Genomic DNA, 17349 nt, shown 5'->3' with positions numbered 1-17349 from the left:
CTCGACCCCTCAGCCGACGCCGCGGCACGTTCCACGCGTGGACACGGATCACTCGTGGCCGAGCTGCGTGTTGATGAAGCTGAACAGTTCGTCGTCGGAGGCCGCCGTCAGCGTCGCCACGTCGCCCTCGACGCTCGCGGCCCGCGCCGGGCCCGAGAGCCGGCTGAGCAGTTCGCGCGCCCGGCTGACGAGGACGTCGCGCACGTCCGCGTCCTCGATCGGTATCGCGGAGAGCGACGCCTCCAGCCGGTCGAACTCGGCCAGTGCCGCGTCCGTCGGCGACGGCACAGCGGCGGCCACCTCGGAGCGCAGGAACGAGGCCAGGCTCGTCGGATTCGGGTAGTCGAAGACCAGCGTCACCGGCAGCCGCAACCCGGTCGCCGCATTGAGCCGGTTGCGCAGCTGGACGGCGATCAGCGAGTCGAAGCCGACGTCCTTGAAAGCCCGCTTGCGATCGACCTGCTCCGGAGAGTCGTGGCCGAGCACGGCCGCGACGTGCGAGCAGACCAGATCGAGCACGGCCGGTTCCCGATCCTCCTCGGGCAGCGCGGTGAGCTTCTCGATCAGGGCCGCGCCGCGTTCGACCGAGGTCTGGGACTCCGCCGTCGGCAGCCGGCGGACATCCGGCAGGTCGGCCAGGAACGGGCTGGGCCGCAGCGAGGTGAAGCGGGAATGGAACCGGGCCCATTCGACTCGTGCCACGACCGGGCACGGTTCGTCCTCGGCGACGATTCGGTCCAGGGTCGCCAGCCCGGAGTCCACCGGCAGCAGGGGCAGACCTCCGCGGCGCAGCGAGTCGGCCATCTCCTCGTCCTCGGCGAGCATTCCGGCCTCCCACGGGCCCCACGCCACCGAGACGGTGTGGCCGCCGCGGTCGTGCCGCTGCCGAGCCAGGGCATCGAGGTAGGTGTTGGCAGCCGAGTACGCGGACTGGTTGCCGACGCCCCAGGTCGCCGAGATGGAGCCGAACAGCAGCACTGTCCGGACGCTGTCGTGGTCGAGCAACTCGTCGAGGTGCGCCGCACCGAGCACCTTGGCAGCCAGGATGTCGCCGAACTCGGTCAACGTCGTGTCGGCGATCGGCCCGCCATCGAGGCTGGCCGCGGCATGCACGACCGCGGTCAGCGGGTGCTCGGCGGGAACGGAGGCCAGCAATTCGATCACGGCGGCCCGGTCCGCGACATCGCAGGCCGTCACCGAGACCAGGACGCCCTTGGCGACCAGTTCTTCGACCAGGCGCCGGGCCCCGGCCGCATCGGCGCCGCTGCGGCTGGCAAGCACCAGATGTTCGGCACCGCGGTCGGCCAGCCAGCGGGCCACTTCGGCACCGAGGCCACCCGTGCCACCCGTCACGAGCACGGTGCCGCGAGGCCGCCACTCGGGCGGCTCCTGCTCGGGCGCTGTCGCCCGGACCAGACGGCGGGCCAGGACGGCCTGGGATCGTACGGCGACCTCGTTCTCGCCGTTGCCTGCGAGTACACCGGCCAGTTCGGCGACCGCGTCGTCGTCCACCGTCTCCGGCAGATCGACCAGGCCGCCCCAGAGCCGCGGGTGTTCGAGGCCGGCGACACGCCCGAAACCCCAGACCAGCGCCTGGGTGGGCGAGCCGATGCGGTCCTGGGGACCGGCCGCCACCGCGCCCCGGGTCACCGCCCAGATCGGGACGTCGAGTTCGGCGTCGAGCAGGGCCTGGGTGAGCACCACCGTGCCCGCGAGCCCTTGTGGCAGCGCCGGCGAGTCCTCGCACGGGGTCTCGTCCTCGGCCAACAGCGACAGCACCCCGTCCGGGCTCGTGCCGTTCGCCACGAGCTCGCGGAGCCGCTGGGCCAGCGCCGCCCGGTCGAGGTTCCCGCACGGTACGGTCCAGGTCACCAGGCCGGGCGCGTGGGCAGCGAGGCGGCGCACGGTTTCCGCGGCCCAGCCCTCGGCCGGCTGCCCCTCGGCGACCACCGCCAGCCAGGTACCGCCGACCGGCGTGCGGGTGCCGCTGGGCAGCGCGCGCCACTCGACGCGGTAGTTCTCGTCGTTGACGTTGTTGTCGCTCGCGCTGTCCACGGCGCTCCGCAGCTGTGCACGACTGACCGGCCTCGCGACGATGGAGTCGAACGAGGCGACGGGCTCGCCCGCGCCGTCGGTGAGCAGCATCGTGGAGGAGTCAGGGCCCTTGCGCCGGAAGGCGACCCGCAGCGAACTCGCTCCTCGGGTGTGCACGGTGACGCCGTTCCAGGAGAACGGCATCACCGCCTCGCTCTCGCTGTCGATCAGTCCGGCGACCGGCACCTGCAAGGCGGCGTCCAGCAGTGCCGGGTGCAGGCCGAACCGCCCCGCATCGGCACGGACCGTGCTCGGCAGCGCGACCTCGCCGTACATGTCCTCGCCGTCCCGCCACAGCGCGCGGATCCCGGCGAAGGCAGGCCCGTAGGCGTATCCGCGCTCGGCGAGCCGGGCGTAGATGTCGGTCACGTCGACCGCCTCCGCGCCGGTTGGCGGCCAGGTCGTCAGACCGCCCGGCACCGGGCCGGTACCGACAGGGGCGAGCGTGCCTTCCGCGTGCAGAATCCACCTGCCGCCGGCGCCGGACCCGGTGCGCCGTGAGTGCACCGTGACCGAACGCCGCCCGGTGGAGTCAGCGGCGCCGACCGCGACCTGCACCGCCACACCTGACTTCTCCGAGAGCACCAACGGTGCCTGAAAGGCCAGCTCTTCCAAGCGGGCGCAGTCGACGTGGCGCCCGGCGTGGGTGACCAGCTCGGCGAAGGCGGCGCCGGGCAGCAGGAGGGTGCCGAGCACGACGTGATCGGCCAGCCACGGCTGGGTCGCCGGCGACCACCTGCCGGTGAAGAGCACCTGGTCCTCGCCGGCGCGTTCCACGGTGGCGCCCAGCAGGGGGTGATCGGCGGACGCCAGCCCCAGGTCGGCGACGCTCGCGGTCGCCGCGCCGGCGGGCTCGACCCACAACCGGCGGTGCTGGAACGCGTACGTGGGCAGGTCGATTCGCCCTCCGGCGGGAAACGCCGTCCCCCAGCGGACCGTTGCCCCGTGCACGAAGGCCGTGGCCGCAGAGCGGGTGAACTCGACGTCACCGCCGTCCCGCCGCAACGACCACGACGCGGCGACCTCGATGCCTCGGGCCTCGGCAACCGCCTCGACCGCGTCGACGAGGGCCGGGTGCGCGCTGAGCTCCACGAAGCAGCTGTGCCCGTCGTTCACAAGAGCCTCGACGGCCGCGCTGAACCGCACCGTCTCCCGAAGATTGCGGTACCAGTACTCGGCGTTCAGTTCGGTGCCGTCGACCCGCCCGCCGGTGACCGTGGAGTAGAACGGCACCTCTGCCTCGGCGGGCGCGACATCGGCCAGCGCGTCGACGAGTTCGGCGTGCAGCTCCTCCACCCCACGCGAGTGCGACGCGTAATCCACCAGGAGCGTGCGCGCCGGGACCTCCTCGGCCGCGAGCGCCGCGCACAGGCTCTGCAGTTCGTCGCGGGCGCCGGAGACGACCACCGACCGCGGCCCGTTGACCGCGGCGACGCCGAGCCCAGGGTAGTCGGCGAGCCGTTCCCGGACCCGGGCGACCGGCAGGCCGATCCAGCCCATCCCGCCGCGCTCGGTCAGGCCGGCGATCAAGCGCGAGCGCAACGCGGCGATGCGGGCGCCGTCGGCCAGCGTGAGGACACCGGCCACCACGGCCGCCGCGATCTCGCCCTGGGAGTGACCGACCACCGCTGCCGGCTCGACCCCGAGCGACCGCCACAGCCGCGCCAAGGACACCATCACCGCGAACAGCGCGGGCTGCACCGCGTCCACCCGGTCCAGGCTCGGCGCGCCCGAAGCGCCGGTGAGGACGTCCGACAGTGTGGCGCCGTTCCAGTCGACGTGCGGGGCCAGCGCCGCGTCGCACTCGGTCATGGCGGCGGCGAACAGCGGGCTGGTGTTCCACAGGTCGAGCGCCATGCCGCTCCACTGGCCGCCCTGACCGGCGAAGACGAAGACCGGCTGGGTCGCCTCACCGCCGTCGCCCAGCACGACGTCCTCGTTGGAGTCCGCCGTGCCGGCGGCGATCGCCGTGAGCCCCGCGGTCAGCGTGCCCAGGTTTTCGGCGAGCACCACGGCCCGGTGCTCCAATGTGGCTCGGCCGCTGAGCGAGCGGCCGAGCGCGTCGAGGTCCACCTCCGGGTGCTCGGCGAGGTAGGCACTGAGCCTGGCTGCCTGACCGCGCAGTGCCGCCGCGCCGCGTGCTGAGAGGACGAACGGCTTGACGGACGGTGCGAGCACCCTTTCGGGCGCGGGCGGAGCGGGCGGCTCGCCGAGCTCCGGTGCCTGCTCCAGCACCACGTGCACGTTGGTGCCGCTGATCCCGAACGCGGAGACGGCGCCGAGCCGGGGCCGGTCGCGCTCCGGCCACCGCTGTGCCGTGGTCAGCAGCTTCACGGCACCGTCCGACCAGTCCACGTGCGGGGTGGGCTCCTCGGCGTTCAACGTCCGGGGCAGCAGGCCGTGTCGCAGCGCCTGGACCATCTTGATCACCCCGGCCACGCCGGCAGCCGCTTGCGCGTGGCCCAGGTTCGATTTCAAAGAGCCGAGCCAGAGCGGGTTTTCCTCGGTGTGCTCCCGCCCGTACGTCGCCAGCAGTGCCTGCACCTCGATCGGGTCGCCGAGCCTGGTGCCGGTGCCGTGTCCCTCCACGACGTCCACATCGGCGGCGGAGACACCGGCATTGGCCAGCGCCGCTCGGATCACCCGTTGTTGCGAGCGGCCGTTGGGCGCGGTCAACCCGTTGGAGGCGCCGTCCTGGTTCACCGCGGAGCCCTTCACCACCGCGAGGACCTGGTGGCCGTTGCGGCGGGCGTCCGACAAGCGCTCCAGCACGAGCAGTCCGACGCCCTCGGCCCAGCCGGTGCCGTCCGCGTCCGCGCCGAACGCCCGGCAGCGGCCGTCCGCGGAGAGGCCGCCCTGCAGCGCGAACTCCTGGAACACCACCGGTGTGGACATCACGGCCACACCGCCGGCCAGCGCGAGGTCGGACTCACCGGCCCGCAGCGCCTGCGCCGCCATGTGCACCGTGGTCAGCGAGGACGAACAGGCGGTGTCGACCGTCAAGGCGGGGCCCTCAAGGCCGAACTCGTAGGCGATGCGGCCCGAGGCCACGCTGGGCGCCGTGCCTGTCAGCAGGTGGCCGTCGAGACCGCGCGATTCGAGCGCGAGCAAGTTGCCGTAGTCATGGGCGCTGAGGCCGACGAACACACCGGTCTTCGTGCCGCGCAGCGCGAACGGGTCGATACCGGCACGCTCGAACGCCTCCCATGCCGACTCCAGCAGCAGGCGCTGCTGCGGGTCCATCGCGGTGGCCTCACGAGGTGAGATGCCGAAGAACTCGGGATCGAATTCGGTTGCGCCGGGCAGGAAGCCGGCCGCCCGGGCGTTGGTCGTGCCCGAGCGGCCGGGCTCGGGATCGAACAGCTCGGCCAGGTTCCAGCCACGGTCGGTCGGGAACTCCGTGGCGGCGTCCCGGCTCTCCTCGACCATCGCCCACAACGCCTCCGGCGAGTCGATCCCGCCGCCGTAGCGGCAGGCCATGCCGACGATGGCGATCGCGTCGCCGCTGGTGTCCGCCGTGACGACCGCGGGTGCCGCCGACGCGGAGGAGCTGGCGCTGACCACCTCGCCGAGCACGTACGCGGTCAGCGACGTGAGGTCCGGGTGGTCGAAGACCACCGTGGCCGGCAGCCGCAGGCCGGTGAGCGCGGTGATCCGGTTGCGCAGCTCCACCGAGGCCAGCGAATCGAAGCCGATGTCCTTGAAGGTCCGGTCCGGCGAGAGTCTCGACGCCGACGTGTGCCCGAGCACGGCCGCGGTCTCGGCGGCGAGAGCGTCCAGCACGATCCGATGCCGGGCGGCCGGAGGCCGGGCGAGCAGACGGCGGGTCCACGAGCTGGCATCGCCGCCGCTCGCGACGGCGGTACGACGCACCCGCCCGGAGACCTGGTGGCGCAGCAGGGGCGGCACCTCCCCGCGGAACGCGGCCAGGTCGAGCCGGACCGGTAGCACCACCGGGGCGCCGACGGTGACGGCCGCGTCGAAGAGGGCCAGGCCTTCCTCGTCGGACATCGCCTTGATACCGGCGCGTGCCATCCGTTCCCAGTCGGCCTCCCGCAGCGAGGACGTCATGTGGCTCGTGGCGGACCAAAGGCCCCAGTCGAGCGAGACGGCGGGCAGACCCAACGCGCGGCGGTGCCGGGCGAGGGCGTCCAGGAACGCGTTGGCGGCGGCGTAATTGGCCTGGCCCGGGGCGCCGAATGCCCCGACGGCGGAGGAGAACAGCACGAAGGCGGAGAGGTCGAGATCCTGGGTCAGCTCGTGCAGGAGCCAACCGGCGTCCACCTTGGGACGCAACACGGTGTCGATCTGCTCGGTCGTCAGCGAGCCGATGACGCCGTCGTCGCTGGTGCCCGCGATGTGCACAACCGCGGTCAGCGGATGTTCGGCGGGGATCGCGGCCAGCACCCCGAGCAGCGATTCGCGGTGGGAGACGTCACAGGCGACAGTCGTCACCGAGGCGCCGAGCTCGGTCAACTCGGTGGTGAACTCGGTGGCGCCGGGAGCATCCGGGCCGCGCCGGCTCGCCAGCACGAGGTTGCGTACGCCGTGCTCGGCGACCAAGTGCCGGGCGACCAAGCCGCCCAGCGCGCCGGAGGCGCCGGTCACCAGCACGGTCCCGGCCGGATCGACGGGCACCGGGATGGTCAGGGCGATCTTGCCGACGTGCCGAGCCTGGCTGAGGAACCTCAACGCGTCCGGGGCCCGGCGGACGTCCCAAGTGGTGGTCGGAGGCAGGGTGAGAGCGCCGCGGTCGAACAGGTCCAGCAACTCGACCAACATCTCGTGGACCCGTTCGGGCGCCACCCCGAGCAGGTCGAACGCCTGGTAGCGCACACCGGGGAACGCCTCGGCCACCCGGTCGGCGTCGCGGATGTCGGTCTTGCCCATCTCGACGAACCGGCCGCCACGCGGCAGCAGTCGTAGCGAGGCGTCCACGAGCTCGTTGGTGAGCGAGTTGAGGACCACGTCGACGCCGCGGCCGTCGGTGGCGCCGAGCAGATCGGATGCGAACTGTGCGGTGCGGGAGTTCGAGATGCGTTCGCGGGGGACGCCGAGCTCGCGAACGGCCGCCCACTTGGCGGGGCCGGCGGTGGCGAAGATCTCGGCGCCCAGATGGGCGGCCAGCTGCACGGCCGCCATGCCGACGCCACCGGCGGCGGCGTGGATGAGCACGGACTCGCCGGGCCGCAGGCCGGCCACGTCGACGAGCCCGAAGTACGCGGTCAGGTAGGTGATCGGGACTGTCGCGGCCTGCAGGTACGACCACCCGTCCGGGATCGGTACCACCATCCGGTGGTCGCCCACGGCCACCGGCCCGAACGGCCCGAAGAACAGGCCCATCACCCGGTCCCCGGGCTCCAGACCGACGACCCCCGGGCCGACCTCGGTCACCACGCCGGCCGCCTCGCCGCCGAGCACTTCTTGACCGCGGACCAGGCCCAGGATGGACATGACGTCCCGGAAGTTCACGCCGGCGGCTCGGACGGCCACCCGCACCTCACCCTCGGCCAAGGGCGCGACCGCCTCGGGTGACTCGATCAAGGCGAGCCCGTCGAAAGTACCGGGGTGGGGGGCGGACAGGCGCCAGGCGGTCGACTCCGCCGGCACGGCGAGCGTCCTCGAGGAGGAGACCTTGACCAGCCGCGGCACCAGGATCGTGCCCGCGCGCACGGCGACCTCGTCCTCCCCGGCGTCGAGCGCCGCCACCACGGCCGAGTCGGGCTCGCCGGGCGCGAGGTCGACCTGGACGAGCCGGCCCGGGTTCTCGGCACGCGCCGAGCGGAACAGGCCGTGCAGGGCCGCGCCGACCAGGTCACGGACGACTTCGCCCTCGTACGTGGCCAACGCGCCACGGGTGACCAGGACCAGCCGTGAGGTGGCCAGCCGTTCGTCGGCCAGCCAGGCGCGGACCAGTTCGAGCATCTGGTTGACAGCTGAGTGCACGTTCGCGGCCACGTCGTGGCCGTGGTCGTGACCGGGAGCGGCCAGCACCACGGTGGGCACCTCGCCCCCGGCGTCGAGGGCGGCCCGCAGCGCCGGGAAGCCGTCGTACGCCGTGCCCGTCGCGGGCGCGCCGCCGCCCAGGTTCGCCCAGCCGGTGGGCGACGAGGACTCGACCTCACCCGCGGAGATCCACTCGATCTCGTAGAGGGAGTCGTGGGCCTGGGGAGCACTCTCGGCGATCTGTTCCGCGGTGGCGGACCGCAAGGTCAGCGAGTCGACGGACAGTACCGTGCGGCCGGTCCCGTCAGCGACCAGCAGTGCCACCGTGTCGGCCCCCACCGGGGTCAGCCGTACGCGCAGCGCGGAAGCACCGACGGCGTACAGCCGGACGCCCGACCACACGAAGGGGACGACACCCTGGGTGGTGCCGGTGACCGCGATCGCGTGCAGCGCGGCGTCCAGCAGGGCAGGGTGCATGCCGTACGCGCCGGCGTCGCCCACCTGCTCGGGCAGGGCCACCTCGGCGAAGACCTCCCCGTCGCGCAGCCAGGCGGCCTTCAGACCGCGGAACACCGGCCCGTAGGCGTACCCGGCGGCGGCGAAGGTCTCGTAAAGATCGCCGACCCCGACTTCCTCGACGCCGGCGGGTGGCCACTCGGCCATCTCGGGGTCGTCGCGGCTCGCGCCGGCGGTCCCCGAGACGAACCCGCTGGCGTGCCGTGTCCAGGCCGCGTCGATGTCGGGGGAGTCCGGGTCCTGCTGCTGCGACCAGATGGTGATCGACCGTCGGCCGGTGGACTCCTCCGGCTCGCCGACCACGATCTGCAGCGCCACGCCGCCCCGCTCCAGCGGCAGCGGGGCCTCGATGGTCAGCTCCTCGACCAGCTCACAGCCGACCTGGTCCGCCGCGCGCAGCGCGAACTCGACGAACGCGGTGCCGGGCAGCAGGGCGCGGCCGAACAGGGCGTGGTCGGCAAGCCAGGGCTGGGTGGAGAGCGACAGGCGGCCGGTGCACAGGAAGCCGCCGTCGTTGGCGAGCGAGACTCCGGCACCCAGGAGCGGGGCGTCCACCGAGCGCAGGCCGATCGAACTGAGGTCGTTCCCTCCGACGTGGCTGGTCTCGAGCCAGAAGCGTTCGTGCTGGAACGCGTAGGTGGGCAGGTCGACGCGTCGCGCGCCGGTGCCGGCGAAGAAGGCCGCCCAGTCCACCTCGACGCCGGCGGCGTGCAGGGTGGCCATCGCCACGGCGACGCATTCCGCCTCGTCGCGCCGACTGCGCAGGGACGGTGTGACCACCACCGACTCGTCGCCGTAGCATTCGCGTACGTGGCTGGTCATCGACGCGGCGGGCGACAGTTCGATGAACCGGGTGACGCCGCGCTCGCGCAGCCGGGCCACGCCGCCGACGAGGTCCACCGGGTCGCGCATCTGCCGGACCCAGAACTCAGGGGTGCACAGCACCTCGGCGGGCACCACCATCGGGATGGTCGGGGCCGAATAGGTCAAGGTCTCCACCACGGCCCGGAACCGGGCCTGGATCGGCTCCATCGTGACCGAGTGGCCCGCGACGCCGACCCGCAGCGTGCGGGACGCGTGGCCGAGTTCGGACAGTCGCGCCACAGCCGCCTCGACCGGGCCCTTCAGCCCCGAGATGGTGACTGAGCTCGGGCTGTTGATACCGGCGAGCGATACGCCCTCGATGCCGGCGATGACCGGCTCCACCACGTCGGCGCCGGCCGCGACCGAGGCCATCACACCGGCGGCCGAGGTCTGGATCAGCCGTGCTCGGGCGGTGACCATGGTGGCCGCGTCCTTGAGTGACAGCACACCCGCGACGTGCGCCGCCGCGATGTCCCCACAGGACTGTCCGAGCAGGTAGTCGGGGCGCAGACCCCACGACTCGACCAGGCGGTAGAGCGCCACCTCGATCGCGAACAGCGCGGGATGCGCGTACTCGGGCCGGTCCAGCGTCGGGCCGCCCTCGGCGATGATCCGCGGCAGCTCGGGGTCGAGCCACCCCAGCACCTCCGAGTACGCCGCGGCGAAGACGGGGAAGGCGGCCGCGAGTTGGGCGCCCATGCCGATGCGCTGCGAGCCTTGCCCGGGGAACATCACCGCGGTGAGACCGCGACACTCGGTGCCGACGACCGCCGTGGCACCGCTGCCGCCGCCGGCCAGCAGGTCGAGCTGCGCGAGCAGGCCCTCCTTGTCGCCCGCGACCACGGCGGCGCGGTGCTCGAACGTCACGCGGTGCAGCGCGAGCGACTTCGCGACGTCGAGCAGGGCGACGTCCTCGTCGGCGAGCCAGTCACGCAGCCGCGTCGCCTGACCGGCCAGGGCCTGCGGAGTACGGGCGGAGAGCAGGAAGGGCAAGGCGGTCGGCCGTGCGCTCACCGGCTCGGCCTCGACCGCCTCCGGCGCGGGCGCCTGCTCCAGGACGACGTGCGCGTTGGTACCGCTCATGCCGAACGACGACACACCTGCCCGGCGCGGCCACTCGTTCTCCGGCCACGGGCGGTTCTCCGTCAGCACCTTGACCCCGCCGGCCGACCAGTCCACTTCGCGCGTCGGCTCGTCCACGTGCAGTGTCTTGGGGAGGACGCCGTGGCGCATGGCCATCACTGCCTTGATCACGCCGACGACGCCCGCGGCCGCCTGGGTGTGACCCACGTTCGACTTCAGCGAGCCCAGCCACAGTGGCTCGCCGTCCTTCTTCTTGCGGCCGTAGGTGGCCAGCAGGGCCTGAGCCTCGATCGGGTCGCCCAGCCGGGTGCCGGTGCCGTGCCCTTCGACCAGGTCGACCTGTTCCATCGGAACCTGGCCGTCGGCCAGCGCCGCCTGGATGACCCGTTGCTGGGCGGGGCCGTTGGGAGCGGTCAGGCCGTTGGAGGCACCGTCCTGGTTGATCGCCGAACCACGGATGACGGCAAGCACCGGGTGGCCGTTGGCCCGCGCGTCGGAGAGCCGCTCGAGCAGGACCAGGCCGACCCCCTCCGACCAGCCGGTGCCGTCCGCGGTGTCCGCGTACGCCTTGCACCGGCCGTTGGGCGCGATCCCGCGCTGCCGACTGAAGTCGACCATGACCAGTGGCGAGCACATCGACGCGACGCCGCCGACCAGAGCCATCGTGGTCTCGCCGCGACGCAAGGCCCGAACGGCGTAGTCCATCGCGACCAACGACGAGGAACAGGCGGTGTCGACGGTGACTGCGGGGCCCTCGAAGCCGAATGTGTACGCGACGCGGCCGGAGAGCACGCTGGGCGCGTTGCCCAGCAGCAGATAGCCGTCGACCTCGCGGGGTGCCGTGACGGTCAACGGCACGTAGTCATGGGTGTTGGAGCCGATGAACACACCTGTCTCGGTGCCGCGGAGGGTCTCCGGGTCGATGCCGGCCCGTTCGAACGACTCCCAGGCGGCCTCCAGGACGATCCGTTGCTGCGGGTCCATGGCAAGAGCTTCGCGTGGGGAGATGCCGAAGAAGTCCGCGTCGAAGTCGGCCAGGCCGGACATGAAGCCGCCCTCGCGGGTGTACGTCTTTCCGGGCTTCCCGGGCTCCGGGTCGTAGATGCTGTCCATGTCCCAGCCCCGGTCGGTCGGCGACTCGCCGATCGCGTCGGTTCCACTGGCGACCAGTTCCCAGAGGTCCTCCGGTGACCAGACGTCGCCGGGCAAGCGGCAGGCCATCGAGACGATGGCGATCGGCTCGGTGTCCTGGGCCTCCATCTCGGTGATCTTCTTGCGAGCCTGGTAGAGGTCGCTCGTGACCAACTTGAGATACTGGCGAAGCTTGTCCTCGTTCTCCATACGAGCAACCCCATCTGTCTTCCGTCTGTTCCAGTGGCCCGGGGGACCCCGGAGTGGTCCGGCGTACCCCGGACTTGTCGTGCCTGGACACGTGGCAGGCGTCTGCTGAGGCCGGCGGTCCGGCGAAGAGCTCGTGCGCAAAGGGCTTGGGCGGGACCACGATCAAGACCACCTCTGGGCGGTCGCGTGAACAACCATGCTCTTGCGACGTCGGCGCGGGCACCCCCCTAACCCCCCTAGTCGCCACCCCGGTGGTCACGCGGTTCTTTTGGGGTGCCGGTGTCGCGATCGCGCTGCGAGCATGAACCGCGGAAGCCAGACCGGTGCGTCTCGCTGGTCGCCCACAGCGGACGAGCGAAGGGACAGCAACATGACTGCCGAGGTGTTGAAGAACGCGGAGAACCCGAAGGGGACGTCGGCATTCATCTTCAGCCAGACCGCGCCGGGGCCGACACAACCGTGGGGCTGGGCGGAGAACTTGCTCAAGTCCGCGTCCACGTACTGGCTGGTCACCACCAGCCCGGACGGACGCCCACACAGCAGGCCCTTGTGGGGTATCTGGCAGCGGAACACCTTCTGGTTCTCGAGCCAGAACCGCTGCGGTGAATTCTTGAAGGTCAACCCGCGGGCCTCCGTGAACTTGCAGGTCGGCGAGGACGTGGTGATGGTCGAGGGCAGTTGCTCCCGAGTGATCGGGGACGACATCAACGTGCTCGCCGAAGGCGTCGGGGTGAAGTACGACTGGGAACTCTCGGTGAGCGAGGATCGTGTCCACACGCGTTTCGGCCAGAGTGCGCCGGTGTTCCGGCTGAACCCCGAGCGGATCTACGGGTGGGCGGGAATCGCCGGATGGGAGTCCGCGACCAGGTGGGACTTTCCGCAGTCTTGACCGGCTGAAGTTGGCCGCGCACAAATCCGGCCCGGGGAATTCGACGCGCCACGGAGATTGTGTCCGGCGCTCGCCGCCGTGACCCCGCAAGACGCAATGTGAGATGTGGAAGGGGACGATCCGGGTGGATGTCCGGGCCCAAGGTGACAACATCGCGGTGGTTGGTGCGTCCTGCCGTTTCCCCGGCGCTGATGGGCCTCGGCAACTGTGGCGCCTCCTGGCCGAGGGACGTCACGCGATCACCGAGCGCCCGCCCGGACGTCGTGGCTCGAGCAGGACGGTCGCGCCCCCCTGGGGCGGGTTCCTCGACGCCGTCGACGAGTTCGATGCCGAGTTCTTCGGTATTTCCGCCCGGGAGGCGGCGTCCGTCGACCCGCAGCAGCGACTCGTGCTGGAGCTGGGATGGGAGGCGCTGGAGGACGCGGGGATCGTGCCGGACAGCGTACGCGGCGGCCGACTCGGTGTCTTCGTGGGTGCCTTCGCCGACGACTACGCCCATCTCGTGCACCGCAACGGTTCCGCCGCGGCGACCCAGCACACCTACCCCGGCATCGAACGTGCGGTGATCGCCAACCGGCTCTCCCACTTCCTGGACGTGCGCGGGCCCAGTGTGGGCATCGACAGCGGTCAATCCTCATCGCTGGTCGCCGTTCACCTGGCCTGCCAGAGTCTGCTCACCGGTGAGTCGGACCTCGCCGTCGCGGGCGGCGTGCAGCTCAACCTGCTGCCGGAGTCCGTGGACATCGCGGACCGTTGGGGGCCACTGTCACCGGACGGCCGTTGCTACACCTTCGACGCTCGCGCGAACGGTTACGTACCAGGCGAAGGCGGTGGTCTGGTCGTACTCAAGAGGCTCGAGGACGCCCTGGCCGACGGTGACACCCCGCAATGCGTGATTCTCGGGAGCGCGGTGAATCACGGCGGCAACGGCCACGCCCTGACCCAGCCTGATGAGCTCGCGCAACGAGACGTCCTGCGCCGCGCTCACGAGCGCGCTCGCATCAGTGCCGAACAACTCCAATACGTCGAGTTGCACGGAACGGGGACACCCGCCGGCGACCCTGTGGAGGCCTCGGCGCTCGGTGCCGTTGTCGGCTCCGCCCGGCCGCGAACGCGACCGCTGCCCGTCGGATCGGTCAAGACGAATCTGGGGCATCTGGGGGCTGCCGCGGGGATCGCGGGCCTCATCAAAGTGGTGATGTCGATCCGCCACCGCCAACTCCCCGCCAGCCTCAATTTCGAGCTGGCGAACCCCGAGATCGCGCTGGACGAACTCAATCTTCGAGTGCAGCAGGGCCTCGGTTCGTGGGAAGCGCCCGACAGCCCCTTGATCGCCGGCGTCAGTTCCTTCGGAATGGGCGGCACCAACTGTCACCTGGTCATCAGTGATGTCCCCCCCGGCTCGACCGCCCCGCGCGGGAATCCTGAGACCGGCGAAGCGGACTCCGGGCGGTCACCGGCGGTGTTGCCGTTTGTGTTGTCGGGTCGTGGGGTGGGGGCGTTGTGTGGTCAGGCTGCTCGGTTGCGGTCGTTCGTGGTGGAGCGGCCGGGTGTGGCGTTGGCGGATGTTGCGTATTCGTTGACGGCTGATCGTGCTGTGCATGGGCATCGGGCGGTTGTGGTTGCGTCGGGGCGGGAGCAGTTGCTGGATCGGCTGGCGGTTGTTGCCGGGGGTGGGTCCGGTGTGGGGTGTGGTTCTGGTGTGGCGGGTGGGGGCCGGGTGGCGGTGGTGTTCACCGGTCAGGGTTCGCAGCGGGTGGGTATGGGCCGGGAGTTGTATGGGCGGTTCCCGGTGTTCGCGGCTGCTTTTGATCAGGTGTGCGGGTTGCTGGATCCGGTGGTGAGGGCGGCTGTTTTCGGTGAGGGCGGTGCGGGGGGTCTGCTGGATTCGACGGAGGTCGCGCAGCCGGCGTTGTTCGCGGTTGAGGTGGCGTTGTTCCGGTTGTTCGGGTCGTGGGGTGTGGTTCCGGATTTTGTGACCGGTCATTCGGTGGGGGAGGTGGCGGCGGCTCATGTGTCGGGGGTGTTGTCGCTGGCGGATGCCTGTGCGTTGGTGACCGCGCGGGGCCGGTTGATGCAGGGGCTGGCGTCTGGTGGGGTGATGGTGGCGGTTGCCGCGGGTGAGGACGTGGTGGCGCCGGTGGTGGCCGAGTTGGGTGGTCGGGTGTCGATCGCCGCGGTGAACAGTCCGGTGTCGGTGGTGGTGTCGGGGGCGGAGTCCGCGGTCGAGCGGGTGGTGCGGCGGTTGTCGGGGCGGGGGTGCCGGACGAAACGGCTGGTGGTGAGTCATGCGTTCCATTCGCCGTTGATGGAGCCGATGCTGGAGGATTTCCGTGCGGTGGTGGCCGGGTTGGCTTTTCAGCCGCCGTGTATCGGGACCGTGAACGAGGCGGTGGCGGATCCGGAGTATTGGGTGCGGCATGTGCGTGACACGGTTCGGTTCGCCGACACCGTCATGGGGTTGCGTGAGCGGGGTGTGACGCGGTTTGTGGAGCTGGGTCCGGACGCGGTGCTGACCGGGGCGGTGCGGGAGTGTCTGGACGGCCAGGAGATCACGGCGGTGCCTGGTCTGCGGCATGGTCATGGTGAGGTCGAGTCGGTGCTGGCGGGGCTGGGTGCGTTGTTCACCGCCGGGGTGGCGGTGAACTGGCCGGAGGTGTTCACCGGGACCGGCGCCCGCCACACCGAACTGCCCACCTACGCCTTCCAACGCCAACACTACTGGCTCGGCATGCCGCTCGACGACGAGAAGACATCGGTGGAGACGCCGGCTCTCGTGAGTGAGCTGCGGAGGCTCGGTGAGACCGAGCGCACGTACCGGATGACGGAGCTGGCTCGCGCGCACATCACAGCCACTCTCGGCGGCGGCGTGCTCGGTGAGGGCGCACTCGGCCAGACGTTCAGGGATCTGGGCTTCGATTCCTTGATGTCCGCCGAACTGCGGGACCGGCTCTCGCGCGCCCTGGAGATCACGCTACCGAGTTCGGTGATCTTCGATTACCCCACCCCCGCTGTCCTCATCGACCACTTGCAATCAGTGGTGTTGGGCGCGGATGCCGTTGTCGACACCCAGGCTGCGTCGATCGCCGATCCCGATGATCCTGTGGTGATCGTCGGGATGGCTTGCCGTTATCCGGGTGGGGTGGGTTCTCCGGAGGACTTGTGGTCGCTGGTGGTCGAGGGCAGGGAGGGGATCACCGGTTTTCCGGAGTCGCGTGGCTGGGACGTGGAGGGGTTGTATCACGCGGATCCGGATCATCCGGGGACGACGTATGCGCGGGGTGGCGGGTTCCTGCACGACGCGGGTGAGTTCGATGCCGGGTTCTTCGGGATCTCGCCCCGTGAGGCGACGGCGATGGATCCGCAGCAGCGGTTGTTGCTGGAGGTTGCCTGGGAGGCTTTCGAGCGTGCGGGTATCGACGCGGACTCACTGCGCGGCACCCGGACCGGGGTGGTGGTAGGGGCGACACCGCACGGATACGGCGCGGTAGGAACTGACGCCGCCGGATACCTGCTCACCGGTACCACGCCCGGGGTCCTCTCCGGGCGCATCGCGTACCAGTTCGGCCTCGAGGGGCCCGCGACAACGGTCGACACGGCCTGTTCGTCATCGTTGGTGGCACTTCACCTGGCCGCACAAGCACTGCGGTCGGGCGAGTGCTCGCTCGCGCTGGCCGGCGGTGTCGCGGTCATGGGCACTCCGATGATCCTCACGGAGTTCGCGCGGCAGCGTGGATTGTCCCCGGACGGCCGGTGCCGGTCGTTCGGCGCGGGCGCGGACGGCACCGGGTGGTCCGAAGGCGTGGGCCTGGTGGTGCTGGAACGGTTGTCCGACGCGCGGCGCAACGGGCACCGGGTGCTCGCGCTGCTGGCGGGTTCGGCCGTGAACCAGGACGGGGCCTCGAACGGACTGACGGCCCCGAACGGACCATCGCAGCAGCGGCTGATCCGGCAGGCGCTGGCCAACGCAGGGCTGACGGCCGCCGATGTCGATGTGGTGGAAGGACATGGCACGGGCACTCGACTCGGGGACCCGATCGAAGCACAGGCACTACTGGCAACCTACGGGCGGGAGCACACCGACGGCTCACCCCTGTGGCTCGGATCGGTGAAAGCGAACATCGGACACCCGCAGGCGGCGGCGGGCGTTGCCGGGGTCATCAAAATGGTGATGGCGCTGCGGCACCGGTTCCTGCCCAGCACCCTGTTCGCCGAGGACCCCTCGACCGAGGTGGATTGGTCTTCCGGCGGGGTGGCGTTGCTGACCCGGTCACGAGAATGGCCGGACACCGGCCGGCCCCGGCGAGCCGGAGTGTCCTCGTTCGGCATCAGCGGGACGAACGCACACGTCATTCTGGAGCAAGCACCGAATGAACCAGCAACGGCCGATCGGCGGCCGACGCGGACAGCTACGCGTGAACTGCCCGTGTTGCCGTTTGTGTTGTCGGGTCGTGGGGTGGGGGCGTTGTGTGGTCAGGCTGCTCGGTTGCGGTCGTTCGTGGTGGAGCGGCCGGGTGTGGCGTTGGCGGATGTTGCGTATTCGTTGACGGCTGATCGTGCTGTGCATGGGCATCGGGCGGTTGTGGTTGCGTCGGGGCGGGAGCAGTTGCTGGATC

The 17349-nt window shown here is 71.0% G+C and carries 3 protein-coding genes (1 of these 3 cut by a window edge); 2 read left to right on the top strand and 1 reads right to left on the bottom strand.

Features of this window, described 5'->3' with window-relative positions:
• Positions 1-48: 48 nt before the first annotated feature.
• The gene (locus SCATT_RS00640; protein ID WP_014140917.1) at positions 49-11844 is read right to left on the bottom strand and encodes a type I polyketide synthase; all 11796 of its coding nucleotides are present in this window, start codon (positions 11842-11844) and stop codon (positions 49-51) included.
• 370 nt (positions 11845-12214) lie between these two features.
• On the opposite strand from SCATT_RS00640, the gene SCATT_RS00635 reads away from it, so the two are divergent.
• Together SCATT_RS00635 and SCATT_RS00630 are read left to right on the top strand one after the other, a co-directional pair.
• Entirely contained in the window at positions 12215-12733 is a 519-nt protein-coding gene (locus tag SCATT_RS00635; RefSeq protein WP_014140915.1) for a pyridoxamine 5'-phosphate oxidase family protein, read from the top strand.
• Between the two features lie 103 nt (positions 12734-12836).
• Positions 12837-17349 carry the 5' portion of a type I polyketide synthase gene (locus SCATT_RS00630; RefSeq protein ID WP_014140914.1) on the top strand. The gene runs 8537 nt beyond the window's last position, so the window shows 4513 of its 13050 coding nt (coding positions 1-4513); the start codon lies at positions 12837-12839; the stop codon falls past the right edge of the window.

The sequence above is a fragment of the Streptantibioticus cattleyicolor NRRL 8057 = DSM 46488 genome (assembly GCF_000240165.1).
Taxonomy (GTDB): Bacteria; Actinomycetota; Actinomycetes; order Streptomycetales; family Streptomycetaceae; genus Streptantibioticus; species Streptantibioticus cattleyicolor.
The sequence above is the reverse complement of the archived record's forward strand: the minus strand, read 5'-3'. Positions and strand labels throughout refer to the sequence as shown.